The organism is Acidithiobacillus sp. HP-11, assembly GCF_015100075.1.
Taxonomy (GTDB): Bacteria; Pseudomonadota; Gammaproteobacteria; order Acidithiobacillales; family Acidithiobacillaceae; genus Acidithiobacillus; species Acidithiobacillus thiooxidans.
Genome location: NZ_JACKYY010000023.1, coordinates 17,247 through 44,080, shown reverse-complemented (window position 1 = coordinate 44,080; position 26,834 = coordinate 17,247). Strand labels below are relative to the sequence as shown.

Below are 26,834 nucleotides of genomic sequence, written 5' to 3'. Positions count from 1 at the left end.
GAGCAGAATAGCGGCAAGCTTGAACCAGGGCTTACCTCTGCCCTGGTTCAAGCTTGCCGCTATTCTGCTCTTGTCCTGGTTGGGCGCGTATTTGGTTGTCCGCCAGGTTACCCGCCCCCTGACGCGTTTGATGCAGGGCGTAGATCGCTTGCGCAGCGGGGATACCCTGGGGGATTTGCCGGAAGCAGGGCCTGCGGATTTACGGCGTCTGGCGGAAAGGTTCAATCAGACCCTGCGCGACCTGCAGCGTTTGTGGCGAGAGCGGGAAATGGTTCTGGTGGGCGTTTCCCATGATTTGCGGACGCCTCTGACGCGGATGCGTTTAAGTGCGGAGTTTCTGCCAGCTGAGGAAGAAGCCCGGCAGGAAATCATCGACAATATTCAGGAAATGGACAAAGTCATCCATCAGTTCATGGGATATGCGCGCAGCGGCGAACGCGAGCTGCTGGTGGAAACCGATATCGGGAGCTGGTTGCAGCAACTGGTGCTGCGTCAGCAGGCTGATGTGCGCTGGCATCCTTCGCCTGGTCCTTTGCCGAAATTGGCCATCCAGGAGATCGGTTTGGCGCGGGCTCTGCAAAATCTGATTGATAATGCTCAGGTGCACGGCGTGGGACCCGTAGATATTTATGCCGAAAAAGTCGGCCAGCAGATGCTGATCCGGGTGCGGGATCATGGTTCAGGGATTGCTGAATCTCAGTTACAAACCGTACGCGCTCCTTTTGCCCAGGCGGGCAAGGGCGGTGGGATTGGTCTGGGCTTGGCCATTGTCGAACGGGTTATGGCCTACCATAACGGGCAGTTGAATTTGTATAATGCCCCTGATGGCGGCCTGGTTGCCGAACTGGTCCTGCCCTTGCGTCAGCCTTACTGAACCGATCTGTTCAGGGTGTCGGCTTTTGCGCCGGGCACAACTTGCGGAGATTGGCTTCGGCGGCAGGGCTGAGATCGTGCCAGGCAATATTGCCGCATTTGCCACTGAGGGGGCCTTGCAGAGAGCCTTCCTGAGAAATGGTTTCTCCCACCGGAAAGTCGGCCACGAACACGGTCGAGAAAATGGGCGTCTATTGCACCGCGCACACTGGCACGGCGATTTGTAGAGTACATTCATTGTCTTGTTCAATCGACCATTTTATGTGACGCCGGGGCTTCACTAAGAAGCTCGGCCGGTTGCAACAGGATCAGAAAAATCAGATTCTCTTCTTGGAGATGATGATTCTGGAACTCAGCCCCAGGAGCAAACTTTATTACAATGGAATTTAGGATGTAAACTTTCGAAGCTAGCAGGCTGTCGGACTTTCACTTTGCCTAAAATTATCATATAATTACTTATGATTCAATGTGATGAGTGATTTCATGGCCCAATTCCTCGATACTGACCGCAAGACCGATTATCTTCTGCCCCCTCCATGGACGACTGGCTCCCGGAAGGGCACCTGGCCCGTTTTATTGTGGAAGTCATTGATCAGCTCGATCTCTCGCTACTGGTCCAAGAATATGCGGGTCGTGGTCATAAGGCCTATCACCCGGCCATCCTCCTGGCGATTCTGGTCTACGGCTATGCCAACGGGGTCTTTTCCAGCCGTAAACTGGAACAAGCCACCTACGATTCCGTGGCTTTCCGTTACCTCGCGGCAGGCAGCCATCCGGATCACGATACCCTGGCCACCTTCCGTCGCCGTTTTCTGGGCGAACTGCAAGGATTGTTCGTGCAGGTGCTGGAACTGGCGCAGGAGATGAAACTGCTGAAGATTGGTCGGGTGTGTCTGGATGGCACCAAGATTCACGCCAACGCTTCCAAACATCAAGCCCTGTCCCATGGGCATATTGAGCAAATGGAGCGTCATCTCCAAGCCGAAGTGCAGGAGCTCTTTGCGCTGGCAGAACAAGCGGATCAGTCTGTAATTCCCGAGGGCGTGAATCTGCCCGAAGAGATCCAGCGTCGAGAAGACCGGTTGGCCGTGATGGCAGTGGCCAAGGCGAAGATTGCCGAGCGGGCACAGGTCCGTTATGCCAAAGAGAAAGAACATTACGACACGAAAATGGCGCGCCGTGCGGAACAAGAAGCCCTGGGGCAAAAACCCCGAGGCAAAGCCCCCCAGGCACCGGACCCTGCGCCTAAAGCGCAAGACCAGATCAATCTCACCGATGAAGAATCCCGCATCATGCCGGTCTCAGGCGGTGGCTTTGAACAAACCTATAATGCCCAGGCCGCCGTGGATGACCAGACGATGCTGGTGGTAGCCACCGGGGTCAGTCAGGCCCCCAATGACAAGGAACAGGTCATCCCCATGCTGGAAACCCTCCAGGCACAAACAGCGCAACTGGGACCAATAGCAGCGCTGGTGGCCGATACGGGTTATTGCAGCGAAAAGAATGTGGAGGCCTGCGAAGCACTGGGGATCACCCCATTCATTGCCGTGGCCAGAGAAGAGCACCATCCCGACTGGCGGCAACGGCACACAGAACCGGAAGCCCTCCCGGAAAATGCGACCCGCATGCAGGCGATGATACATCGTCTGAAGACGCAGGCAGGCCGAAGTGTTTACCGTCTGCGCAAACAAACGGTAGAACCGGTCTTCGGGATTATCAAATCGGTGATGGGATTCCGGCAGTTCTCCTTGCGCGGCCTGCGTCAGGTTCAAGGAGAATGGAGTCTGGTCTGCCTGGCGTGGAACATAAAACGCATGGCCGTATTGCGTCTGTAGGGCAGGAAAATGCAGATAAACCGCAAAAAACAGGGTAATAATGACCGAAAAAGACCCAAAATGAGCCATTTCAAAAAAATCGGGCTAAAATTTGGCGGTAGTCCGATGTTAAAACCGACGGGCTGCTAGACGGTTTTTAGGTTTGCAGAAGCTGACCACGATATTCCGGTGACCTCAGTGCACAGTGACGTGAAGCAATGGCGCGGCGACTGCTCAGTCGTATTGGTGGCAAAGCGATTGGATGATAATAATTATAACTACCCCTTTTATCTGGCTCTGCTCTGACGTAGCCGTCTGCGGTGCAGACGCCAGATCACCCAGATGCGCCAGCCCTGCATGATGCCAAAATAAGTCACCAGGGCGAGGGCGGCGCCCAGTATCAGGCTGCCTATCCAGGTTACCAGGTAGGCATGCCAGAGTCGGTCCCCCATCGCCATGATGCCGATATCACCATGAAATATTTGATGAATATCACGATAATGGATGGTGATGGCAGGCGCGATGTGCAACTGGGTGAGTAGCCAGAAACCGAATTCATAACAAGCGAAAAAAAACGGTATGATAGTTAACGGACCCGTGACCACCCAGGGCATAACCCAGCCGATGGGGATGTAGGCTCTGCGCCAGAGGCAGAGCAAAGTGATGCTGAGTAAATGCCCAAAAAAAGGCAGGCTTCCAATAAAAGTCCCAATGGCGGCAGCACGGGCGACACTATGGCGATGCGGGTGCCAGAGCACCGGGCGCGCCAGATAATGGGTAAAACGTCCGAGGGGACGTTTTTTGAGGATTTCCTCACGGGTGGGAAGGCGGACAAATGCGGGTAGGCGCAATGGGATATTTCCACAACAATATTCGCCCTAGTGTAGCCAAGCTCTTGCCTGGAACCAAATCCTGGCCGTCTTTGGTTTTGGTGGTGCTGGCTGCCGGTCTGGGAATGGGGGCTTTTCACAGTTTCCGGCAGTTACCCCCGCTGTGGATTTCCTTGCTCTTATGTCTTGTGTCCTTGCCCTTTGCCTGGAAATGGCGACATGGGGTGCTGTTGACTCTGGCTGTGGCGGCTTTCTCTTGGGGTGTCTGGCAGGCTGAGTCGCGCCTCGCCGTGCATTGGACCAGCGCCCGGACTTTTTCGGTGGAGGGACGCATCAGCTCCATTCCCCAATTGGGCGGGCGCGATTATCGCTTTCAACTGACTCCCGAGCGTTGGTCGGGCGATTCTCCTGCCGGAAAACATCCCGCCATTTTGCAGATTCACGGATCCCTTCCCGAACTGCCGGTGGTTGGCCAGCGTTGGCAGCTGCAACTGCATAGTGAAGCGCTCAGCACTTTGCCCAAGAGTCCCTTTGCGGATCTTGACCGTAAGCGCTTCTGGGAGGGTATTGGGGGCGTGGCACGCATCGAAAATGCCCGACTGCTGCCGCCTTCCTTGTGGAATCTGGGTGATCAGATTGCTGCTGCCCGCCAGGCCGTGCTGCAGGCGACCAATATGGCGCTGGACCGTGAATCAGCCGGTTTCGTCCAGGCCCTTAGCGTGGGGGTGGGTAACCAGCTTTCCCCGCAAATCTGGCAGGTTTACCGAGATACGGGTACGGCCCATTTGTTGGTGATTTCCGGTTCGCATGTGGCGGTAGTCGCTGGTCTGATTTTGTGGCTGGTACAATGGGGCTGGCGGCGTATTCCCTGGCTGGTAACGCGTTGGCCGGCACAAACGGCGGGGGTAATCGCCAGTATTCCGGCCGCCTGGGCTTACGCCAGTTTTGCGGGTATGCAGATTCCCGGCGAACGCGCCGCCTGGATGATCAGCGCAGCGGCAATAGCCTGGTTGCTGGGCAGGTCGCATCAGGCCTGGCAGGGCTTAGCTCTGGCCGCGCTGCTTATTGTTTTAGGGAACCCTGGAGCTATGGTGGATGTCGGTTTCTGGCTCTCTCTGGGGGCGGTAGCGGCCTTGGTGGCTGTTGGCTATGGGGAAGGGGGCTGGCGTACCCTGCTGCGCAGTCAATGGGCTGTGTTTATTGGCTTGCTGCCGATCCTGGCGGGCCTTTTCGGGCAGATTTCACTGGTTTCGCCGCTGGCCAATATTCTGGTGATTCCTCTGGTCGAGCTGCTGGCGGTTCCTCTTGCCTTGTTGGGAACCCTTCTGGCGCTGGTGGATATGGAATGGCTCAGTCGGATACTTTTTCGCCTGGTGGCCGTGCAGATGGACGGGATTACGGCGCTCCTCAGCGCCTTGCTCCATATTCCTTTAGCTCAGGTGCGGACGGGCACCGGGCGGATCTGGGCTTTACTGGCCGCAACAGCCGGACTCAGCATTTTCTTTCTTCCCAAAGGTTGGCCTGGTCGCCCTCTGGCACTACTCGGACTGGTGCCGCTTCTGGTGCCCGCTGAAGGGAATACGAATTTTGAGCTGCGCAATCTCTTGGTGCATTCCGGTATGGTCCTGTTTTGGCAAAAGGCGCAGGATAGTGGCGTGATGACCGCCAATCTCTGGAAATCCGCTACGCGGCGTGAAGCAGGTCAGGGACTTTCGGCAGTTTTGCAGCAAAAAGGACTGACCCGGGTCTCGGACTGGGTGCGCACCGATATTTCCACACCCTTGCCCGCCCTGTCGGCAATACATCAGTGGGGGCCGCCAGGCGCAAGGAACTACCCGCAAAACCCCGGACTGCTTTCTGTTTGTCGCAAGGATGCCCCCAATCCGCCTGCTGGAATGCATTTTGTGGATTTGGGTAAAGCCGTCCAGCCCTGTATTTTATCCTGGGGAGCAGGTCCTGATCTGCTGATTCTGGGAGACATGGATTTGGCTACGCTACAGCGCTTCGGAAAAGTTGGGTCTTTGTCTTTTCGGCAGGTAAAACTGGCTTTCGCGCCAGCCAGTTTCGTGACTGCAGAGCGGGCTTTTCTGGCCGGGCTCATGCCCAATGCAGCCATTCACTATGCGGGGGACGACCCATCCGGGATATGGTCCTGGCAAAACCGGCATTTTGTCCAATCTGTTTCTCCAGTGCGGGCTTACTGGCAAATAGAGGATTGAAAAATCAGATTGCTGCCACTGCCGTTTGTCGGGTCTTGTGCTATATTCCTGCTTCGTCCAATCTGATTGAATGCTGGAGGCGGTGTGCAGGAGTTGCTGCAGTTATTTAAACTGGGTGGTTTTGTCCTACCCCTTCTGATTCTGCTGGCCGTCATCGCCCTGGCGATTATCGGAAACCGTTTCTGGGTCCTGCGTAAGGCCCGCATTGCGCCCAAGGATCTCGCCCCCCGGGTCACTGATCTGGTGGAGTCGGGAAAAGTGCAGCAAGCCGTCAAGCTGCTCTATGAAAACGATACCCCATTGGCGCGGCTGATGCTGGTAGCCTTGCAACAGGCAGGGCAATCCCGGGATGCCATCAAGGAAACCGTCGAAGAAAGTGGTCGCCAGGAAGTCGCCCATCTCGACCGTTTCCTGAATTTTCTGGGAAGTATTGCCGGGGTTTCGCCCCTGCTGGGTTTGCTGGGCACGGTTTTCGGCATCATGCATGCTTTCGCGGCCATTGGCATGGTCGGGGCGGGTGATCCCAAGGCCCTGGCCAGCGGCATTGCCGAGGCGCTTATTACCACTGCCAGCGGTCTTATTGTCGCCATCCCCAGTCTGATGTTCTATCGTTATTTCAAGGGACAAGTAGATGGAATGGTCCTGGCCATAGAAAAAGAAGCCCTGAAAGTGGTGAATACCCTTTCCGGAGGAGCAGGAAAATGAATCTGCGCCCGCGCGTCAACGAAGAGCCCGACATCAATGTGGTGTCCATGGTCGACATCGTGCTGGTGCTGCTGCTTTTTTTTATGGTGACCAGCAGTTTTGAGCATCAATCCCATTTATCCATGCAATTACCCAAAGCTCAGCAGGCCGCCGCCGGTTTGCCGAAAACGCCCATCACCATTGATCTCAGCGCCAGTGGACAGGTGCAGATGGACAAGCAGCCCGTGCCCATGGCGGATTTGTTGGGACGGCTCAAGGCTCTTGCGGCAAAAGATCCGCAACGCGTGATTGTGTTGCGTGCGGATAAAAACACCACGCAGCAATATGTGATTGATGTGTTGGATGCGGCCCAGGAAGCGGGGCTGACCCGGATCAGTTTTGCCACTTTGAGTAATCGCTGAGCAGTGCGGCTGGAAGGGCGTTCCCTGCGCTTGGCTGCCCGACTGGCGGCCTATCTGATCAGGGGTATATCTGCGACTTTGCGCTGGGAAGAGTTTGGCGATGCCCAGGTGCGGCAACTGATTGTTGCTGGAAAACCTTTTATTCTGGCCTTCTGGCATGGACGCGGGGTGATGATTACGGAAGCTTACCGACGGGTGGGTGGTCGTGATATTGATGTGCTCATCAGCGAACATCGGGACGGTGAACTCATTGCCATGACCCTGGCTTACTGGGGATATTCCGCCATACGCGGCTCAACGCGTCGGGGTGCGGTAAAAGGGGGGAGAGGGATGCTCAAGGCTGCTCTGAGTGGGCGAACTCTGGCGATTACTCCTGATGGTCCCAGAGGTCCTCGGGAGGTGCTGCAGAAAGGGGTCATTGATCTCGCCCGCATTTCCGGCCTGCCGATCATCCCGGTGAGTTATTCTGCGCGGCGAGCCAGGCGCTTTTCCAGTTGGGATGGTTTTTTGCTGCCCCGGTTAGCAACACGTCTTGTCGTTACCTGGGGTGAGGCGCTGTACATTCCCCGGGATGCCGACGATCTTCTCCAAACCGAGCTGCAGAAGCAACTGGAAACAAGCATGATTGATTTGCGCAAACAGGCCGACACGCTGGTGGGCCGTGAGTATGATTAAATTATGAGCTATTACGAAAATGGTTTGTTGCGCGGCCGCTGGGCAAGTTGGCAGGATGCCCGTGCCGGTCGCAGAGGACAGGCCAATGCGCGCTGGGGCTGGATTAAAGCTCCCGGTGAGCGCGGACCTATTCTCTGGATGCAGAGTTTCAGCGATCCCGACAATCAGCGTCTGGGTATTGAGCTGTCCAGAGCCATTGCTGAAAAACGCCGGGACCTGCGTATGGTCATGACTTTTGAAACGGAATATCCGCAGTTATTGCAGCAGCATACCGAATCCCTGGAGCGGCTGGGCTATGGTTTTGGACCCTGCGATCATGCTCAGGCTGTGGAGCGGACTCTGGATAAACTCAAACCGCTGCGTTACCTGGCCTTGGGTCAGATGCCGCGCAAGGGGCTGAGTGCTGCCCTGAAGCAGCGACAAATCCCCAGCGTGCTGATGGCTGCAGACCCCAAAAACCCTGTACCGACTCTGCTCGAAGCGGTCTATCCCCGGGATGCGCGACAGGCGGAGCAGTGGCAGGGAAAGGTCAGCGCAGCGGTGCTGCAGGAACCGGTGGATTTTGCGACGCTTTTTACCATTGCCCAGGTCGATCCCAATTTCCGCAGCATGATCAGTGGCACGGATGAGGGACTGCTGTGGTGGGTCGAGGGCTTGACCGGAAAACAATGGCAGGACTGGCGTCAGGCCTGGGCGGCTTCGCCGCTTTCTCGCCAGGGACTGCTGTTTCTGGGTGGAGCTGAAAGGCCGGAAGACTTACCGCTGTTATCAAAATGGCGGCGCCAGCCCCTGCCTGCCGGTTCTGTTCTGGCCGTGGATGAAGACCGCTGGTATCCCGCCTTGGCGGCGGCTGCGCAGGCGGTGCATCTGCAGTCTGCCGCACCTTTCCTGCAGTGGCAGGTTTATGCGGGCTCCCGACCGGTGAGCGTGCACCCCGGAGTTGACCTCAATGCTGCCCGACAACTCGAAGCCGGTGCTGTGCAAGCCCTCAATAATCCCAGTCAGGTGCTTCAGCACTGGCAGGATCTATATGCCGATGTGATGCAAGCACGGCAACGCGGCGACGCAACCCGCCGGGTTTTCTGGCAGGAGCGACGCCTGGCGGGAGAACGTCTTCCGGAATTTTTGCAGCGGGTTTTTGACTGGTGAGTTTCCGCCAGACCCTCGAACAGCAATGGCAAGAGGGTGGCTGGCTCGCCACGAGTTTACGACCGCTGGGGGGGCTGACGGGCGCGGTTGCCACCTGGCGGCGGCGCCATATCCATGGTCGGGAAGCAGATATTCCGACCATTGTGGTCGGCAACCTGAGTGTGGGCGGCAGTGGCAAGACGCCTTTGGTGGCAGCCTTGGCACAGGTGCTGCAGCAGGCGGGATGGCAGGTTGCCATCATCAGTCGCGGTTACGGCGCGCATCCACCGCATTGGCCCTATCGGGTTCAGGCGCATGATTCTCCCGAGCGTGCCGGTGACGAACCACTGCTCCTGGCGCAACTGCAGAATCAAACCCAGGCGGTATATATTTGTCCCGATCGTCACCAGGCCATTGCTGCAGCCGTAGCCGACGGCTTTGATCTCGCTTTGCTGGATGATGGTTTCCAGCACCTTGCCTTGCATCCGAGCTTGCGTCTGCTGGTGATGTCTGGATCGCGCCCTTTTGGCAACGGCTACTGTCTTCCCGCTGGGCCATTGCGCGAGCCCCGGGTGGCCCTGGCGGCGGCTGACGCCTTGCTGGTGGATGCTGCCGCAGCCAGTGCCCTGGCGCAGACTGAATCTCCCCCCCAATTCGGTTTTCAGGTGCGTCCTCAGGATTTACAGGCGGTTGCGGATCCACAACGTATCCGCAGCCTGGACAGTCTGACCGGAGAACACTGGACGGTGGTCACGGGAATAGCCCGCCCACAACGCTTCGTGGATACCTTGGCTACTCTGGGGGCTGACGTAGGTGCAGATTCCCGGTTTTTTCCGGATCATCACGTATTTACGCAGGCAGATCTGGAGACACTGTCGCGCCCCCTCGTCATGACCGAAAAAGATGCCGTAAAATGTCGGAAATTTGCGCAGCCTGACGATTGGGCTTTGCGGATTAGCGCCGAACTGGTACCGGATTTCATGCCCTGGCTGGAAGGGGCGCTATCAAACTGGAGAAACCATGAGCATTGATCGTCGTTTGCTGGATTTGTTGGCCTGCCCCCAATGCAAGGGGAGTCTGCAACCTTGTGCACAGCGTCAGTCCCTGTGTTGCCCGCGTTGTCATCTGCAATATCCCATTCGCGATGATATTCCTGTTCTTTTACTGGATGAAGCCAAACCTTACGAGGATAAACCCGCATGAGTTTTTGTGTGCTTATTCCGGCGCGCCTGGCATCTACGCGCCTGCCGCGCAAGGTCATGCTGGATGTTGGTGGTTTGCCCATGATTGAACAGGTGCGGCGCCGGGCGCTCGAAAGTGGCGCTTCCCGGGTGGTCGTTGCCGCTGATCATCAAGAAATTGTTGAATGCATTCAGAGCTACGATGGCGAAGCAGTACTGACGTCCACGGCCCATGTTTGCGGTACGGAACGTCTTGCCGAAGCTGCGCGTCTGCTGGAATTGCCTGCGGAGGCAATTATTGTCAATCTGCAGGGAGATGAACCCGGAATGAATCCCGCACTTCTGCAGGCTACGGCCCAACTATTACTGGAAGATGCCGGCTTGCAGATGGCCACCGCTGCAGTTCCCATTGGGCACTGGGATGAGCTCGCAGATCCGCATGTCGTGAAACTGATCCGCAATGATCTGGGCCATGCCCAGTATTTTTCCCGCGCGCCTGTTCCCTGGTGCCGGGAGCAATTTCCCCTGCGGGCAGGAGCAGCTCTTCCTGATTCCGGAAACTGGTGGCGACATCTGGGCCTATATGCTTATCGCGTTGGATTTCTCCAGGATTATGCGCAATGGCCCGCCAGCGCCCTGGAGCAGATTGAATCCCTGGAACAAATGCGGGCGTTGGAGCGTGGCGTGCAAATTGCGGTATATTGCGCAGCAGAAGCTCCCGCATCTGGCGTCGATACGGCGGCTGATCTGGAGCGAGTGCGTACCCTCTTTTCTTAAACCAACCTCAAGGAGTGTCGTATGGATCTGAAAAAAATACCGGCTGGTAAGTCCTTGCCAGATGATATCAATGTGGTGATTGAAGTTCCCCAGGGTTCTTCCGTCAAGTATGAAATGGATAAAGAAGCGGGCGCGGTGTTTGTTGATCGGTTTCTGTTCACTGCCATGCACTACCCTCTCAATTACGGATTTATTCCCAACACCCTGTCTGATGATGGTGACCCCACCGATTGTCTGGTTTGGTCTCCCCAGGCGGTGGCTCCCGGTACGGTGATTCGGGCGCGTCCGGTTGGTGTACTGATGATGGAAGATGAACACGGTATAGATGCAAAAATTGTCGCCGTACCCCATGAAAAGGTGGCTGGAGGCTATGCGGACATTCGCGATGTCGAAGATCTGCCGGAAAACATTCGTCAGCAGATTCGGCATTTCTTTGAACATTACAAGGACTTGGAGCCAGGCAAATGGGTGAAAATGAAGGACTGGGCTAACTTGGCCGAAGCCCGCAAAATCATCGAAGCGGACGTCAAAAGACACGGTTAGGTTTTTTCATCGCGTTGCTCTGCCGGGGCTTGCCGCCCCTAGGCAGAGCAGGCAGACTAGGGGGGTGACTCGCACATGCAGGAGACAACCCCATGTCTGCAGCACCGCCAGTATCCCGGCAACCGCAACAAAAAGGCCTGAAAAACTCCTTTCATGCCGCCCTGCACCCTGACGAGCCGCTCTGGCGAAGGGTTCCCAGTCGTGACGAAAACGGTCATCTTCTCGCTGATTTTCGTATGCTTATCCCCGGATTACGGGATCGTAGCGGCCTGCGTCAGCAGCATACCTTGCGTATTATCAATGCAGTACTCAAACATTATGGTGCCTGGGTGGTATTTGCAGATATGAACATGCGCACCAATTTGCTCTGGGTGAGTATACGCCCTCGCCCCGGTCTAACCCTCGAAATTCCTGCCGCCATCAAGACGCTGGTGCCAGAGGCTTTGTTATTGGCTCCCTACTGGCGTAGTGCTTAAGCTAATAATTTATAATTGGTCTAATATTTAACTAATAAAATATATATTGACAGTCTAAAGTGGATATGGGATATTGACTTTCGTAGTGAAGTTGAGCAGTTCCTGACCCGTTGCTTCGTTGGTTATATAGAGAGGATGACTCAGATGACGATTCGTATTAATGATGTTGCTCCAGATTTTACCGTTGACTCCACAGCCGGAAAGATTAATCTCCATGAGTGGATTGGCGATAGCTACGCCATTCTCTTCTCCCACCCGCGTGACTTCACCCCGGTTTGCACCACCGAATTTGGTGCGGTAGCCCAACTGGCTCCCGAATTCGCCAAACGCAACACCAAGGTCATGGGCGTCTCTGTGGACAATGTGGAAGAGCACAAAAAGTGGAAGCGGGATATTGAAGCCTTTGCGGGCGCACCTGCCGATTTCCCGATTATCGATGACACTTCTCTGCACGTTTCCAAGCTCTACGACATGCTCCCTGCGGATGCCTATCTTCCGGACAGCCGGACGGCAGCCAATACGGCAACGGTTCGCTCGGTATTTATCATCGGACCCGACAAGAAAATACGGCTCACCATGCTCTACCCCATGTCAGTAGGCCGCAACTTTGCGGAAATTCTGCGGGCTCTGGATGCCATTCAGATTACCGATGGGGTGCCGATTGCCACCCCGGCCAACTGGGTACCCGGTCAGGATGTGATCGTGGCGCTGTCCCTCAATGATGAACAGGCCAAAGACAAGTTTGGCGATATCAATATCAAGCTGCCCTACTTACGGATGGCTAAAGCCCCTAAAAAATAAGGGCTGCTAAGTGTTGTAGTCATGGCCCCGTCAGGTTCATCCGGATTTGACGGGGCTTATGTTTTTAATTTAATCAAAAACATTTTCAGTTGAATCCTCCCCATTCAGGGCATAATCTCAAGGGTCGGGAGAAATATCTTAGGAGGATTTTCAGCGATGCGCGTTCATGTTCTCCAGCATGTGGCTTTTGAAGGACTGGGTAGTATGGAAACCTGGCTTGAGGACCGCAAAGCCAGAGTGTCCTGGACGCGCTTTTATGAAAATAGCGCATTGCCAGCAACCACAGAGTTTGATTTACTGATTATTCTCGGTGGTCCAATGAGTATTCACGATGAAGCGACTTATCCCTGGTTGTCTGCGGAAAAACGCTTTATTGGTGAAACCATAGCAGCGGATTTGCCGATTCTGGGCATTTGTCTGGGTGCGCAGCTGGTTGCTAATGTCTGCGGGGCGCAGGTTGTTCCGGGCAAGCAGAAGGAGATTGGCTGGTTTCCCGTATATGCGGAAGTATCTGACGCCGATCATTTTCAATTTCCCCGGCAAATACAGGCTTTCCATTGGCATGGCGAGACTTTTGATTTGCCGCCTGGAGCGACCCGTCTGGCCCATAGCGCCGCCTGTGAGAATCAGGCTTTTCAGATAGGAAATCAAATCATAGGATTACAATTCCACCTGGAAAGTACGGCGTTCAGCATTGATGCCCTGATCCGGCACTGTGCGGATGAAATTATTCCCGATCAGCCTACTATTCAGAGTGTGGAGCAGATGCTGGATGCTCCTTCAGACGCTTATGAGCAAATCCACGCACAGGTTCAGCGCGTTCTGGATTTTCTCAGCACTCAGGTGCCACAGAAGGTTTTGTAAACTCCGAAGCTTTCGGGTGCGGGCTGCGCGTAGCTTTCCAGACCGGGGCGTTCAGTAAAAGGCTCGGCGAGGACTTCGAGCAGCTGGCGGAAAAGACCGCGATCGCGGTTTTGGGTGGCTGCATTCAGGGCTTCTTCCACTTTATGATTGCGCGGGATATAGATGGGATTCACCTGATCCATATGTCGTGCTATTTCCTCAGCCTGCATGCGTTCCCGCGCCAGGCGATCCTGCCAGCGTTGCAACCAGGCATCCGCAGTTGCAGCATCTTCAAACTGGCTGCGCAACGCCGCAGGGTTCCCCAGAGCTACAGCCGACAGGCTTCGGAATGCCCGGGTATAATCCACGGATTGACCTTCAAGCGTCGTCAGAAAGTCCTGGGCCAATTCCTGGTCCTGTTCTTCCTCTGTGTGCAGGCCCAGTTTGGCGCGCATACCCTGTAGCCAGTAAGCTGCATAAACTTTCGGGAAATGGTTGATGGCTGCGGTCAGCTGGCGAATGGCGGCTTCGCTGTCAGGATCAACCAGTTCGACCAGAGTTTCCGCAAAACGGGTCAGATTCCACTGGGCGATCAGCGGTTGATTGCCGTAGGCATAGCGTCCCTGACTGTCGATAGAGCTGAATACGGTGGCAGGGTCGTAGCGGTCCATGAAAGCGCAGGGACCGTAATCAATGGTCTCTCCGGCAATGCTCATGTTGTCGGTGTTCATGACGCCATGGATGAATCCCACCAGCATCCACCGGGCAAGCAGCGCCGCCTGCCGGTCGGCGACGGCATTAAACAGGGCGAGATAGGGATTGGTAACGCTTTGTACTGCAGGATAATGACGGGCAATCGTGTAATCGGCCAGTTGCCGGACTTTTTCCGGATCATTACGAATCGCAAAAAACTGAAAAGTACCGACGCGAATATGACTGGCCGCAATGCGCGCCAGAATGGCACCGGGCAGCGGCATGTCGCGATGAATGATTTCCCCGGTGCTGACGGCCGCCAGTGCGCGGGTAGTAGGTATGCCGAGGGCGGCCATGGCTTCACCCATGAGGTATTCCCGGAGTACGGGGCCAATGGCTGCTTTGCCGTCCCCACCGCGCGAAAAAGGGGTGCGTCCGGAGCCTTTGAGCTGGAGGTCCCAACGTTGACCGTTCGGGTCGAGTAGTTCACCCAGCAACAAGGCTCGACCATCTCCCAATTGCGGGGATAGATTGCCAAACTGATGCCCGGCATAAGCCTGGGCCAAAGGCTGCGCACCCTGCGGAATTTCATTGCCGGAAAAAATAGCAGCGCCCTGGTCACTCTCCAGGGCGGCAGCGTCCAGTCCCAGTTGCGTCGCCAGAGCATGGTTGAAAAGCAACATATGGGGGGAGGGCACCATTGCCGCTTGCCAGGGGGCGAAAAATCCCTCCAGTTCACGGGCGTAGCTATTGTCAAAATGAAAGCCGTAAGTGCTCATGATTTATCGAAGTATCCAGAATTTGGCAGAGGGCCCGGAGGCTTTCTGTGCTAACGGCACGAGCCAAAATTGCGGCAAAGCCGCCGGACCCTCTGCTGTTTTCAGGTTCATTCCTGGGTCACCGCTTCGGGAATCCGCAACTTCACTGCACCGTCTTCCAGTGTGGCGCTGATCCGGGTGCCCTTGGGCAGATCTCCAAAAAGAATATGCTCGGCCAGAGGCTTTTTTAGGTGTTCCTGAATGACGCGCGCCATGGGCCGTGCGCCCATTTGCGGATCATAGCCCTTATCGCCCAGCCATTGTCGGAGTTCAGGACTGATTTCGAGACTGTATCCCTTGCTGAGGAGTTGCTCATCCAGTTCCATGATGAATTTGTCGACCACATGGAGAATGGTGTCCCGAGACAGGGCGCTGAAGGGCACAACCGCGTCCAGACGATTTCGGAATTCCGGTGAAAATACCCGCCGGATGGTTTCCATTTCCTGGCCACCTTCCAGTTCTGCGGGCTTCATGAAGCCAATGCTGGCCTTGTTTCGGGTCTCGGCGCCGGCATTGGTGGTCATGATCAGGACGACGTTGCGGAAATCTACCGAACGACCGCCAGCATCGGTCAGCTTGCCGTGGTCCATGACTTGCAGCAATACATTGAAAATATCCGGATGGGCTTTTTCAATTTCGTCGAGCAGCAGCACGGAATGGGGGTTACGACTGACCGCTTCCGTCAGTTGACCGGCCTGATCATGCCCCACATAACCCGGAGGCGCGCCAATGAGACGGGATACCGTATGGCGCTCCATGTATTCACTCATGTCGAAGCGCAATAACGGGATACCCAGCAGGCTGGACAACTGGCGGCTGAGTTCGGTTTTGCCCACGCCAGTGGGTCCGGAAAACAGGAATGTGCCCACCGGTTTTTCGTGATGCCGGAGCCCGGCCCGGGCCATTTTGATGGCTGCGGAAAGCTCATGAATGGCTTTTGCCTGTCCGTAGATGACCAGACCCAGATCTCTTTCCAGATTTTTCAGCGCCTGACGATCATCTAAAGAAACATTTTTGCCGGGAATGCGCGCTACGCGGGCCACCATTTCTTCAATGTCGTGGACGCCAATGCTTTTTTTCCGCCGCGAGGGAGGCAGTAATGCCTGAGCCGCACCCACTTCGTCAATCAGATCAATGGCTTTGTCAGGCAAGTGGCGATCATGAATATGCTTGACCGAAAGCTCCACTGCTGCCCGCAGCGCCGTGTCGGTGTAGCGGAGATTGTGGTGCTGCTCAAACTGGCCTTTTAGCCCGCGTAGTATTTGCACAGATTCTTCCTGAGAGGGCTCCGGAACATCAATTTTCTGGAAGCGCCGGGTAAGCGCCCGGTCTTTCTCGAAATGCTGGCGGAACTCCTGATAAGTAGTGGCTCCAATGCATTTGAGCTCGCCGGAGGCCAACGCTGGCTTGAGCAGGTTGGAAGCATCCATGGCGCCTCCGGAGGCTGCTCCGGCACCAATCAGAGTGTGAATTTCATCAATGAAGAGAATGCTGCCCGGCTGTTTGCGCAGCGCTTTCAAAACCGCCTTGAGGCGTTCCTCAAAGTCTCCCCGATATCGGGATCCGGCAATCAGGGCACCCAGATCCAGCGCGTATATGGTGACATTCTCCAGCATTTCCGGCACTTTCCCGGCGACAATGGCTCTGGCAATGCCTTCCACAATAGCCGTCTTGCCGACCCCCGGTTCGCCGACAAACAAGGGATTGTTTTTGCGGCGACGTGCCAATACCTGCAAGGCTCTGATGACTTCCTCCTGACGCCCGATCAGCGGGTCCAGGCGTCCGGCACGGGCCATGGCATTGAGATTGCGTGCATAAGCCTGCAGAGGGTCCTTGCTGTTGCCCTTTTTTTCGGTACTCCCTTCGACTTCTTCTTCTTCCTCGTCCATGGCTTCATCCTTGCGCATTCCGTGCGCCAGATAGTTGACAACGTCAAGTCGGGTAACGTGTTCTTTCTGCAAGAAGTAAACCGCATGGGATTCGCGCTCGGCAAACATGGCGACAATAACATTGGCCCCGGAAACGGCATCCTTGCCTGCGGATTGGACATGGTAGAGGGCGCGCTGAATGACCCGCTGAAACCCTACGGAGGGCTGGGTGTTGACGGTTCCGGCGGGGCCCATGGCGGGCACCTTGCGCTCCAGAAAGTTTTGCAATTCCATGGATAGATGCTCGGCATTCCCGCCACAGGCCTTGAGTACATCCAGCCCTTCTGGGTTGTCCAGCAGAGCCAGCAGCAAATGTTCTACAGACGCATACTCATGACCGTATTGACGGGCAATCTGAAATGCCTGGTTGATGGATTTTTCCAAGGCCTTGTCAATCATTAGGACTACTCCTTTTCCATGATGCAGCGGAGTGGGTGCTGGTGTTGCCGGGCATCTGCCGTGACCAGTGCGACCTTGGTTTCGGCCAGATCATAAGGGAATATACCGCAGAGACCCTTACCCTGATGATGTACGGACATCATCACCGCAACGGCTTCCTCATGAGGTTTATGGAAATAGGCTTCAAGAACATGCACGACATAATCCATCGGCGTGAAGTCATCATTCATCAGCAATACCTTGTACATCCTCGGCTCTTCCGTCTTCGGATCACGCTCCAGGATCGTACTGCGGCGATACTGCGTTTTACTCATTTCCCAAGCTCCATGATTTACTTTGTCTGCCTTCATTGTGGCGTCTGCCCCGACCGCTGGCAAGGCGAAACCGCTTAAAAAAACAGCTCAGGCTCGATTGGATATGGGGGCGGGCACCGACAAAAAAAAGCGCCGGGAAAATCCCGGCGCCAGCAGATGCAAAACTGCTGCAATTACTTGGTAATGTTGATTTTCGCCTGACTCCGCAGCTGGGATACGAACTTGGCGGCTTCCTGCTGGGAAAGCTGGGCCTTGATGCGATCCTTCATGGCACTCAAAGGCGGCGGGGTCAAAGCACGCGTCGCCTGTACTTCAATGACATGGTAGCCGAACTGGGTCTGTACCGGACCTACAGGCTTGTCAATCGGCGCGGTTTCGATAGCCTGGGCGAAAGGCGGTACCACCATACCAGGAACAATCCAGCCGAGTTCGCCGCCATGGGCTGCACTGGCCTTGTCGATGGAGTCTTTTTCTGCCAAGGTTGAAAATTTCTTGCCAGCCTTGAGTTCAGCCATGATCTTGTCGGCTTCTGCCTTGGTTTTGACCAGAATATGCCGGACTTCGTATTCTTTTTTGCCCATGGCCTGCACAAATTTGTTGTACGCCGCCTGAATATCGGATTCGGGAACTGGATGCTCCTGAACATATTGGTCTACAGCGGCATCTGCCAATATCTGGCGCTTGGCCATAGCCAGTCGTTCTTTGACATCAGGAGACTGAGCCAGGTTATGGCTGGTGGCATACTGGGACAGGACTTCCATGTTGACCAGATTCTGCACGACCTGCTCGTGGGCATTGGGCTCTTTGGCCAGCGCCGGACTCATGGACATGATGGCCTGGACTTCACTATTGTCGATGGGGGTACCGTTGACAGTGGCTACAGGAGCAGCAAAAGCAGGTACTGCAAAAGCGCTGAGAGTGGCAGCAAGAATGACCGCGCGAAGTTTCATAAATTTTCCTTCAGGTTAAGTAATGCTCCCCTATTATCCATAGTCACAGACAAAGGGGAAGTGTTAGCAGGAACTACGTTGCAGTGGAATTTCTGTTTCCTGTCTTTTTTCAGGACCCAGAAGGAGTTCCACCAAGGTAAGGGCAAAGTCCATAGCCGTACCGGGACCACGTGAACTGATTAGTGGACCATCAACGACTACGGCAGAACTTTCATAATGATATTCCTTGCTGAGCGGATCCAGCACTCCCGGGTAGGCCGTTACATGGCGGTTTTCCAACAAGTGTTGGCGGGCCAGCAAACCCGGTGCCGCACAAATGGCCGCAATCAGTTTCCCCTGCTGTTTCCGCTGAAGCAGCAACTCCCGAAGAGGGCTGTGTTTTTCGAGGTTTTCAACGCCGGCTGCTCCTCCGGGAAGCACAATCACGTCCACCTCGGTAGCGGCCAGCTCATCCCAGGTGGTGTCGGGGATCAGGCAGAGGCCGCGACCACCGGTGACCGGCCCCGGGCGCAACGCGACGATCGTCACCTGACATCCGGCACGGCGCAGAATGTCACTACAAATAACGACTTCCATATCTTCAAAGCCGTCGGCGACCGGTATGAGTACCTGAATGGCTGAAGACATTAGACAGCAACCTCGTAATTTTTACCTAAGTGCATGATTATCAAGTCCGCTCATTTCAGAAACCACGGTGCTTTGACCGCATTTTCATGGGATTTATCCCGATTCAAATTTATTGGCCAGAGGCAACAGACAAGGGAATCACTTCCTGAACGCTATGACCATTTTCATCAACAGGTACTGCCTGTTTTTCGAGAATTGCCAAAGCCTCGCGCAAAACATAATCTTTTCCCAGATTCGGTTTGAGGACGCTGGCAGCTTCCATGGCCTCTTCCGAAGCAGAGCCACTACTGGTTTTTGCTGTGACGAGGGCGGGCTTGCTGGCCGGTGCCGTAATGGTGTACTGCGGTTTTACCTTGCTGCAAGTGTCGGGAGCTTTGAGAACGCCCTGTAATTCCGATTCCTTGAGCAGATCTTCATCCATCGCTCGCAGCTGGGGATTGGCAGGCTGAATTTCCACATTGGGCACAATGCCCTGACTTTGAATGGAGCAACCCGCCGGCGTGTAGTACAGAGCGGTGGTCAGTTTGAGCGCGCCACCATTACTCAGGGGGATGACGGTCTGGACAGAACCTTTACCAAAACTGCGCTGCCCCATGACGAGGGCACGGTGGTCGTCCTTGAGTGCGCCAGTGACAATTTCGGCAGCCGAAGCAGAGCCGCCATTGATCAAGACGATCATGGGCGCGCCGTGAAGATAATCCGGGCCATGTGCCGTAAAGCGCATGTCGCTGTCGGGGGTTCGCCCTTTGGTGTAAACAATCAGTCCCTTGTTTAAAAAGGTATCTGCGGTTTCTACACCGGCGCCAAGGACCCCACCGGGATTATTACGTAAATCCAGAATCAGACCTTTCAGGTGTCCATGAGCGGTTTTTTCCAGTTGCTCCACGGCCTGGCGCGTTTTCCGACCGGTGTTTTCCTGGAACTGACTGATGCGAATATAGCCATAATCCGGTGCCAGCATGGCTGAGCGTACACTCTGAACCTTGATAATGGCGCGGGTAAGGGTCAAGTGGATGGGCTGATTCTGATGCGGACGCAAAATGGTCAGGGTGACCTGAGTGCCCGGTTTGCCGCGCATCATGTCCACGGTTTTTTGCAGACCAATACCCTGCAGTGCCTTGCCGTCAATTTTGACAATCAGGTCTCCGGGTTCGACGCCAGCTTTGGCGGCAGGAGTGCCATCAATAGGAGCGACGACCTTAAGCACACCATGATCTCCGGTCACTTCAATGCCGAGGCCACCAAACTTGCCATCGGTGACCACCTGCATCTCCTTGAATTCTTTGGGCGTCAGGTAAGCGGAGTGCGGGTCGAGGGCGCTGACCATGCCACTGATGGCACCGGTCATTAATTTTTTGTCAGAAGTAGGGTCCACATAATTGGATTTGACGATTTCAAAGACCTGACTGAGGGTCTGGATTTGTTCCAGGGGGATGTGGTTCTGATCCGCATCTGCGTAAGCACTACCCGCGTAACTGCTGCCCAGGCCCAGCATCAACACAACACTGAGCTTGAGCCATGTGCCAGCTGGGCGCGACAGGATGCGATTGAGCGGGATCATAATGCATTTCTCCAAAAAGCATGGGTCCGGTTTCCAGGAATCGGAGGATCCGGATGAAATTCAGTTGTGAATGTAATCCAGAGGATTGACGGGATGACCGGCGTTGCGAATTTCAAAGTAAAGTCCATCATTACCCAGTTCACCGCCACTGCCTACCGTGCCTACCTGATGCCCTGCAGCGATTTGTTCACCGACATGGGCATCGGTGGAACCCAGATGTCCATAGATGCTGAGCAGGCTATGACCAATCTGGACAATCACAATTTGTCCGTAACCTCTGAGCGGGCCAGCATAAAGTACCATGCCGGGAGCAATGGCGCGAACCGGTGTTCCTTGTGCCGCCTGAAAAGTAATACCCTGCCAGTCGAGACCGCCGGTTACGCGCGGACTGCCATAGCGTGCGGTAATGGGACCGTTAACGGGTGCCGGATAACGGCCATGGCCGATGATCGGGGTGCTGGGCGGGCTGATGCTCGGGCTGGGAGCAGGCCGAGGTGCTGGCGGCGGAGGTATCGAGGGTGAGACCGCTGCCGGAACAGGTTTCTGGGGAACCGTGGTAATGTGCGGCGGATGAACTTCGGTCGTCGGAGGTGCAGCATTTTCGGCAGCACGTTGGACTTGTTCCGCACGCTGTTGTTCCTCGGCTTTTTGCACGGCTGCAGCGCGTTGTTCGGCACGCTTTTCCGCAGCCAGGCGGCGTTGTTGGGCAGCTCTTGCCTCGGCGGCGGCGCGTGCTTGCGCTGCCGCACGCGCCGCCGCTTCGGCCGCTGCCTTGCGTCGCGCTGCTTCGGCAACAGCCTCCTGGTGTCGGAACTGAACCACCAGGCGACTCACCAAGCCATTAAGAATATTGGCGTTAGCCTGTAATTCGGCAATTTTGGCCTTGTCTTTGGCGATCCGGTCGGTCAGCTGATTTTCGAGAGTGGCATGTTGCTGACGCTGCTGGTTCAGGGTATTTTCCTGGGCCTGGATTTGCGTGGCGAGTTTCACTAATCCCGCTTCTCTCAGCTCTACCTGGTGTTGTGTCTGAACGATTTGTGCCGCCGTATTTTGGGTTTTTACAATGAGCGTGCTGCGGGCTTTGGCCAGGGAAGCGTAATAAACACTCATCCGTCCCAATTCTCCGGGCTTTTCGGTTTGTAGCCAGACCGCGAGGGGGGTTGTCCCACCGAGCATGTAAGCCCCCCGCAATTGTTTACCCAGAATTTCTTTCTGCTGGACCAACTCTGCCTGCAATGCCGTTATTTTTTGTTTCAGTTCATTCAGTTTTAATTGGGTTTGTTGTTGTTGCGCCTGAATGTCAGCCAGCTTTTTTCGGGTCGTCGCAATTTTTAGATCAAGCGTTTTGATTTCGTCGCGCAGCTCCGCCTGGGTTTTTTGACCGGCGTTCAGATGGGCCTGAATTTGCCCCAGATTCTCGTGGAGATGCTCCAGTTTTTCGCGACTGTTTTGGATTTTTTCCTGAAGCGAACTGGCATCTGCTCCCAGTGGGAGTAATCCGGTCAGTATCAGCAGAGTAACCGAACGGAGCAAAATCCTCGAGGTCATTTAGGCAGTCTGCACCAGATTTTTTCCGCCCATTTCCGGTGGTTTGGGCAAACCCATAAGATGCAGAAGCGTTGGCGCCAGATCTTCCAGAGCACCGCCCGACAATAGCTCGGCAGGACGTCCAATATACAACAGGGGGACCGGGTTGCAGGTATGCGAAGTGTGTGCCTGACCACTTTCGGTATCCAGCATCTGCTCAACATTCCCATGGTCTGCGGTAATCAGAACTTCTCCACCGACATTACGTACGGCGCTGACAATACGTCCGAGGCTTTGATCGACGGCCTCTACTGCCGCAATGGCGGCACTGAGTTTGCCGCTGTGACCAACCATATCGGGGTTGGCAATATTGCAGATGATGGCATCATATCGGCGACTTTCCACCTGCTCTACCAGCGCATCCGTCAGAGCGTTCACACTCATTTCCGGCTGCAGATCGTAGGTGGTGACCTTGGGAGAAGGAATCAAAATCCGGTCTTCGCCAGGATAAACGGTTTCGTCGCCACCATTCAGAAAGAAGGTTACATGCGCGTATTTTTCTGTTTCGGCAATGCGTAACTGATGTAATCCGTGTTGGGCAAGCCATTCCCCGAAGGTGTTTTTGAGCCGGGTCGGAGGAAAAGCCACATGGACGTCAAAATGTTCACTATATTCAGTGAGTGTCACAAAATCTGCGAGTTTGGGCGTGGCCTGACGGGGAAAGCCGTCGAAGTCGGGCTCAATGAAGGGGCGGGTAATCTGCCGGGCGCGATCAGAACGAAAGTTCATGAACAGGACGGCGTCATGATCCTTAATACAGATGGGTGTGCCGCCGATTTGTGAGGGGGCAACAAATTCATCACTTTCGCCCCGGGCATAAGCGGCGGCCAGCGCCTCCTGACCCGTGGCATAGTGGGTACCTTTGCCAAGAGTAAGCAAATCATAAGCCTGTTGTACCCGATCCCAGCGATGATCCCGATCCATGGCATAAAACCTACCAATCAGCGAGGCCAGTTCGCCACCGTGGGTTTTCAATTCGGCTGACAGTTTTTCCAGAGAATTTTCCGCGCAGCGGGGTAGGGTGTCGCGTCCATCCAGAAAAGCATGTACGTACACCCGTTCCGCTCCCCGACTTCGAGCCAGACGCAGGGCGGCAAACAGGTGTTCTTCGTGGGAATGAACCCCCCCCGCCGAGAGTAATCCAAGGATATGGACCGCTCCGCCCTGAGCTTTGGCCGTATCAACTGCCGCACAAAGTGCGCTGTTTTTATAGAAACTTGCGTCCATGATGCCACGGTTGATGCGTTCGTATTCCTGGTAAACAACCCGTCCGGCCCCGATATTGATATGCCCGACTTCACTGTTGCCCATCTGTCCGCCGGGCAACCCTACGGAAGCCCCGGAGGCATTGAGGAGGTTATGAGGATGGCTACGCCACCAGCCGTCCCAGTTAGGCGTATGGGCCAGGGCAATGGCATTGTTTTCAGGATCTTCGCGATAACCCCAGCCATCCAGGATCAGCAACAGTACGGGGCGCGGTGTGTGGGCCATCAATTTCCTCTAAACCGGGAAGGAATACAAATTAAGGACGCATTAAAGCAGATCAGGCGAATTCTGTCATGGGGTCATCACCAGGGGTTTGAGATGCCAGATATCGGCATTATATTCCCGAATGGTGCGGTCGCTGGAAAAGACACCGCTGGCAGCACTGTTCAAAATACTCAGACGCTGCCATTCGGTCTGGTCACGCCACAATGCTGCTGCCTCCTGTTGTTTCAGCTTATAGCTGGTGAAGTCGGCCAGTACCATCCAGGGATCATGCGGATTATTGAGGGTGTGCATGATGGGATCAAAAATGCCCGGTTCAAAGGCATTGAAATACCCGCTGTGCAGGAGATCCATCACTCTCTGCAGATCGTGGTCGGCCTGCAAATAAACTTCTGGATGATAGTTGCCCCTTAACTGACTGACTTCCTGGGCATTCAGGCCAAACAGAAAAAAGTGTTCGGGCCCGACGGCATCGCGTATTTCAATATTGGCACCATCCAGCGTACCAATCGTCAGTGCGCCGTTCATCATGAACTTCATGTTGCCGGTTCCTGAGGCTTCCTTGCCTGCCGTGGAAATTTGCTCGGACAAATCGGTGGCTGCACAAATCTGTTCCATAAGGGAAACCCGATAGTCCGGCAGGAAACAGACCCGCAAGCGACCGGCGGTATCGGCATCATGATTGACCACGTTGGCAATGTTGTTGATGAGTTTGATGATCCGCTTGGCCATGAAATAACCGGGGGCGGCTTTCCCGGCGAATAGCACATTACGCGGGGTGACTTCGGAGCCTTCACCGCGTTTGATGCGATCATAAAGGTGAATGACATGGAGGGCGTTGAGCAGTTGCCGCTTGTATTCATGAATGCGTTTGACCTGGGTATCAACCATGGCACCCGGAATAAAATGCACACCGGTTTGTTCCAGAACCAGTCTGGCGAGGCGGGCCTTGTTAATTTGGCGAACCGCATCCCAGCGTTTGCGGAACGTGGCGTCTTCTGCAAAGGGGGCCAGGGCCTTGAGATGATCCAGGTCGTTCTTCCAGTCAGGACCAATTTGCTCGGTAAGCAGTTCCCGCAAGGCGGGGTTGGCCCACTGCAACCAGCGCCGGGGCGTGACGCCATTGGTTTTGTTGTTGAACTTTTGGGGCCAGAGCTTGTGGAAGTCGGCGAATAGCTCGTCGCAAAGCAGTTCCGTGTGCAGTGCGGCTACGCCGTTGACGGAAAAGCTCCCCACCACCGCCAGGTGGGCCATGCGGACCATTTGTTCGCCATTTTCCTCGATGATGGACAGGCGTTGTAGTAAGGCATTATCCCCTGGCGCCCGACGGGCCACTTCCTGCAGGAAACGGCCATTGATTTCAAAAATGATTTCCAGAAGGCGCGGCAGGAGCTGGCGAAACAGGCGTACCGGCCAGCGTTCCAGAGCTTCTGGAAGCAGGGTATGGTTGGTATAGGCCATGGTGTGGCTGGTAATTTTCCAGGCGCTATCCCAGTCCAGGCCATGTTCATCCATCAACAGGCGCATCAGTTCCGGTACTGCGCAACTGGGATGCGTATCGTTGAGCTGAAAACAGTGATGTTCGGCAAAATGGGTAAAATTTTCACCATGTACAGCGACCCAGTCGGCCATCACATCCTGTAGACTGGCCGAGGCCAGAAAATACTGCTGACGCAAACGCAGTTCCTTACCATTTTCACTGCTGTCATTGGGGTAAAGCACCATGCTGATATGTTCAGCATTATTTTTGGCCGCTACGGCTTCGGGATAGGCACCCGCATTGAATTCGCCGAGATCAAATATATCGGTGGAGGCAGCGCGCCACAGTCGCAGGGTGTTGACGACCTCATTGCGATAACCCGGTATGGGAATGTCATAAGGGACAGCGAGGACATCGTGGGTATCCACCCAACGATGATGTAATTTGCCCTGAGCATCCTTATAGACATCGCTGCGCCCGAAAAAATGAATATGACGCACGCGTTCTGGTCGTTTCAGTTCCCAGGGGTAACCATTTTTCAGCCAGTGGTCGGGTTCTTCGACCTGCTCACCCCCCCCGAATTTCCTGACGAAACATGCCATAACTGTAGCGTATGCCATAACCCGTGACGGGGAGCCCCAGTGACGCACAACTATCGAGAAAGCAGGCAGCCAGACGACCCAAACCGCCATTTCCCAAGCCGGCATCGGGTTCGGTCTCAATGATGTCCGTCAACTGCCGGTGTTCCTGTTCAAGCGCTGCTCCTGCCGCTTCTTCCAACCCCAGATTAAGTAGGGCGTTACCCATGGTGCGGCCCAGCAAAAATTCGAGGGACAGGTAGAAAGTACGTTTGCCTTTCTCTTCCATAACTTTCTTGTGGGTTTTTTTCCAGCGTTCCACCAGACGATCACGCAGGCTCATGGATAGCGCGGTATATACATTAATTTTTGAACCGGTTTCTGCCTCTGCACCCAAGGTATGAAACAGGTAATGACGGGTATCGGAGCACAGGCTGCTGGCATCCATACCAAGAGGGGGTAAGACACAGACGATTTTCGCAGGACGTCTGGCAGGCATGATGTGGCTCCTCATGTGCGGATGGTCGACACCCCCATCATAGAATGATGTTATGGGGAATTGAAAGGGGTTATGGTGTTGGAATTTGCAGATATTTCATGGATGGGCACTATTTCAGATCAGCGTGGCAAAGATGCTAATCTTGAGGTGACAAAAATATATCTGGCCAGATCTCCGGTCAGCGTTTCATCCTCTTGAAAAGGAGTCGTCCATGGCTAAATCTTTGGCGGATTTTATACGCAGTGCGCGCAGTCAGATTCGTGAAGTGGATTGCGATACTCTGGAAGACTGGTTGCGTACCCGCGACGACTTGGTGCTGGTGGATGTGCGGGAAGCCCATGCTTTTGTCGAGGGGCATCTACCGGACGCTATTCATGTTCCCCGAGGCTATCTGGAAGCCCTCGCTGATCCGGATTACGGGCATTGCCACCCGGTGTTATCCCAGGCGCGGGATCAGGTGGTGGTGTTGTATTGTGACAGCGGAACGCGTTCCGCACTTTCTGCCGTCACTTTGCAGGAAATGGGTTTTAACGAGGTATATAACCTGGGTGGCGGCATCAATGTCTGGGATGCAGAAGATAAGCCCATTGTGACCTGATGCGTTGACCTTCAATCGGGCCGCTGGCAGCGGCCCGATTGAAGCGAC

The 26,834-nt window shown here is 55.1% G+C and carries 26 protein-coding genes and 1 pseudogene; 15 read left to right on the top strand and 12 right to left on the bottom strand.

Annotation, left to right across the window (positions count from 1 at the left end; all coding sequences use genetic code 11):
* A partial coding sequence (locus H7F08_RS08430; RefSeq protein WP_193640315.1) for an ATP-binding protein occupies positions 1–874 on the top strand: 874 nt, incomplete at its 5' end.
* A gap of 10 nt (positions 875–884) precedes the next feature.
* On the opposite strand, the gene H7F08_RS08425 is transcribed toward H7F08_RS08430, so the two are convergent.
* Positions 885–1,040 carry a hypothetical protein gene (locus H7F08_RS08425; RefSeq protein WP_193640314.1) on the bottom strand — a complete coding sequence of 52 codons (156 nt, stop codon included), beginning with the start codon at positions 1,038–1,040 and terminating at the stop codon, positions 885–887.
* A 316-nt stretch (positions 1,041–1,356) separates the two neighbouring features.
* On the opposite strand from H7F08_RS08425, the pseudogene H7F08_RS08420 reads away from it, so the two are divergent.
* A pseudogene (locus H7F08_RS08420) lies at positions 1,357–2,708 on the top strand (IS1182 family transposase).
* Positions 2,709–2,974: 266 nt separating this feature from the next.
* Here the strand turns inward: H7F08_RS08420 and H7F08_RS08415 are convergent.
* A complete protein-coding gene (locus H7F08_RS08415; RefSeq protein WP_193640312.1) occupies positions 2,975–3,538 on the bottom strand; it encodes a DUF2062 domain-containing protein in 564 nt (187 codons plus the stop codon).
* On the opposite strand from H7F08_RS08415, the gene H7F08_RS08410 reads away from it, so the two are divergent.
* From H7F08_RS08410 to H7F08_RS08355, 12 genes are all read left to right on the top strand, one after another.
* Positions 3,523–5,736, top strand: coding sequence for a ComEC/Rec2 family competence protein (locus H7F08_RS08410; RefSeq protein WP_226831528.1), 2,214 nt, complete (start codon positions 3,523–3,525; stop codon positions 5,734–5,736). The genes H7F08_RS08415 and H7F08_RS08410 overlap by 16 nt on opposite strands.
* An 84-nt stretch (positions 5,737–5,820) precedes the next feature.
* A complete protein-coding gene (locus tag H7F08_RS08405) occupies positions 5,821–6,441 on the top strand; it encodes a MotA/TolQ/ExbB proton channel family protein (RefSeq protein ID WP_010637155.1) in 621 nt (206 codons plus the stop codon).
* A complete protein-coding gene (locus H7F08_RS08400) occupies positions 6,438–6,842 on the top strand; it encodes an ExbD/TolR family protein (protein ID WP_142087435.1) in 405 nt (134 codons plus the stop codon). Before H7F08_RS08405 ends, H7F08_RS08400 begins: the two co-directional genes overlap by 4 nt.
* Positions 6,843–6,872: 30 nt before the next feature.
* A complete protein-coding gene (locus H7F08_RS08395) occupies positions 6,873–7,517 on the top strand; it encodes a lysophospholipid acyltransferase family protein (RefSeq protein ID WP_226831529.1) in 645 nt (214 codons plus the stop codon).
* A 3-nt stretch (positions 7,518–7,520) separates the two neighbouring features.
* The gene (locus H7F08_RS08390) at positions 7,521–8,666 is read left to right on the top strand and encodes a hypothetical protein (protein WP_193640311.1); all 1,146 of its coding nucleotides are present in this window, start codon (positions 7,521–7,523) and stop codon (positions 8,664–8,666) included.
* Positions 8,663–9,676 (top strand): tetraacyldisaccharide 4'-kinase, encoded by a 1,014-nt coding sequence (gene lpxK, locus H7F08_RS08385; protein WP_193640310.1) that lies wholly within the window; start codon positions 8,663–8,665, stop codon positions 9,674–9,676. The genes H7F08_RS08390 and lpxK overlap by 4 nt, the downstream gene beginning before the upstream one ends.
* The gene (locus tag H7F08_RS08380; RefSeq protein ID WP_010637160.1) at positions 9,666–9,848 is read left to right on the top strand and encodes a Trm112 family protein; all 183 of its coding nucleotides are present in this window, start codon (positions 9,666–9,668) and stop codon (positions 9,846–9,848) included. Before lpxK ends, H7F08_RS08380 begins: the two co-directional genes overlap by 11 nt.
* Entirely contained in the window at positions 9,845–10,603 is a 759-nt protein-coding gene (gene kdsB / locus H7F08_RS08375; RefSeq protein WP_193640309.1) for a 3-deoxy-manno-octulosonate cytidylyltransferase, read from the top strand. Before H7F08_RS08380 ends, kdsB begins: the two co-directional genes overlap by 4 nt.
* 21 nt (positions 10,604–10,624) lie before the next feature.
* The gene (ppa, locus tag H7F08_RS08370; protein ID WP_081577584.1) at positions 10,625–11,146 is read left to right on the top strand and encodes an inorganic diphosphatase; all 522 of its coding nucleotides are present in this window, start codon (positions 10,625–10,627) and stop codon (positions 11,144–11,146) included.
* A gap of 92 nt (positions 11,147–11,238) precedes the next feature.
* Complete coding sequence (locus tag H7F08_RS08365) at positions 11,239–11,622, top strand: hypothetical protein (protein WP_024894837.1); 384 nt, start codon at positions 11,239–11,241, stop codon at positions 11,620–11,622.
* Positions 11,623–11,766: 144 nt separating this feature from the next.
* Entirely contained in the window at positions 11,767–12,423 is a 657-nt protein-coding gene (locus tag H7F08_RS08360; protein WP_024894838.1) for a peroxiredoxin, read from the top strand.
* A 156-nt stretch (positions 12,424–12,579) separates the two neighbouring features.
* Positions 12,580–13,287 carry a type 1 glutamine amidotransferase gene (locus tag H7F08_RS08355; protein ID WP_031575719.1) on the top strand — a complete coding sequence of 236 codons (708 nt, stop codon included), beginning with the start codon at positions 12,580–12,582 and terminating at the stop codon, positions 13,285–13,287.
* On the opposite strand, the gene H7F08_RS08350 is transcribed toward H7F08_RS08355, so the two are convergent.
* The 10 genes from H7F08_RS08350 to H7F08_RS15670 all read right to left on the bottom strand — a co-directional run bounded on the left by H7F08_RS08350 (position 13,263) and on the right by H7F08_RS15670 (position 26,188).
* Complete coding sequence (locus H7F08_RS08350; RefSeq protein ID WP_193640308.1) at positions 13,263–14,738, bottom strand: protein adenylyltransferase SelO; 1,476 nt, start codon at positions 14,736–14,738, stop codon at positions 13,263–13,265. The two genes, H7F08_RS08355 and H7F08_RS08350, sit on opposite strands and share 25 nt — an antisense overlap.
* 107 nt (positions 14,739–14,845) lie before the next feature.
* Complete coding sequence (gene clpA, locus H7F08_RS08345; protein WP_010642911.1) at positions 14,846–17,104, bottom strand: ATP-dependent Clp protease ATP-binding subunit ClpA; 2,259 nt, start codon at positions 17,102–17,104, stop codon at positions 14,846–14,848.
* 5 nt (positions 17,105–17,109) lie between these two features.
* Positions 17,110–17,418, bottom strand: coding sequence for an ATP-dependent Clp protease adapter ClpS (clpS, locus tag H7F08_RS08340; protein WP_193640307.1), 309 nt, complete (start codon positions 17,416–17,418; stop codon positions 17,110–17,112).
* A gap of 173 nt (positions 17,419–17,591) precedes the next feature.
* The gene (locus H7F08_RS08335) at positions 17,592–18,368 is read right to left on the bottom strand and encodes a peptidylprolyl isomerase (RefSeq protein WP_024894842.1); all 777 of its coding nucleotides are present in this window, start codon (positions 18,366–18,368) and stop codon (positions 17,592–17,594) included.
* Positions 18,369–18,431: 63 nt separating this feature from the next.
* On the bottom strand, positions 18,432–18,995 hold the full coding sequence (locus tag H7F08_RS08330) for a DJ-1 family glyoxalase III (RefSeq protein WP_031575713.1): 564 nt from the start codon (positions 18,993–18,995) through the stop codon (positions 18,432–18,434).
* Between the two features lie 109 nt (positions 18,996–19,104).
* Positions 19,105–20,556: a S41 family peptidase gene (locus H7F08_RS08325; protein ID WP_031575711.1), complete on the bottom strand. Its 1,452-nt coding sequence runs from the start codon at positions 20,554–20,556 to the stop codon at positions 19,105–19,107.
* Positions 20,557–20,616: 60 nt separating this feature from the next.
* A complete protein-coding gene (locus tag H7F08_RS08320; RefSeq protein ID WP_031575708.1) occupies positions 20,617–22,104 on the bottom strand; it encodes a murein hydrolase activator EnvC family protein in 1,488 nt (495 codons plus the stop codon).
* Positions 22,105–23,634: a 2,3-bisphosphoglycerate-independent phosphoglycerate mutase gene (gene gpmI / locus H7F08_RS08315; RefSeq protein WP_031575704.1), complete on the bottom strand. Its 1,530-nt coding sequence runs from the start codon at positions 23,632–23,634 to the stop codon at positions 22,105–22,107. It lies immediately after the preceding gene.
* Positions 23,635–23,700: 66 nt separating this feature from the next.
* A complete protein-coding gene (locus H7F08_RS08310) occupies positions 23,701–25,713 on the bottom strand; it encodes a glycogen/starch/alpha-glucan phosphorylase (protein ID WP_264674691.1) in 2,013 nt (670 codons plus the stop codon).
* Positions 25,679–26,188, bottom strand: coding sequence for a glycogen/starch/alpha-glucan phosphorylase (locus H7F08_RS15670; protein WP_264674690.1), 510 nt, complete (start codon positions 26,186–26,188; stop codon positions 25,679–25,681). Before H7F08_RS15670 ends, H7F08_RS08310 begins: the two co-directional genes overlap by 35 nt.
* A 211-nt stretch (positions 26,189–26,399) precedes the next feature.
* Between H7F08_RS15670 and H7F08_RS08305 the strand changes: the two genes are divergently transcribed.
* Positions 26,400–26,786 carry a rhodanese-like domain-containing protein gene (locus H7F08_RS08305; protein WP_010641172.1) on the top strand — a complete coding sequence of 129 codons (387 nt, stop codon included), beginning with the start codon at positions 26,400–26,402 and terminating at the stop codon, positions 26,784–26,786.
* Positions 26,787–26,834 lie beyond the last annotated feature (48 nt).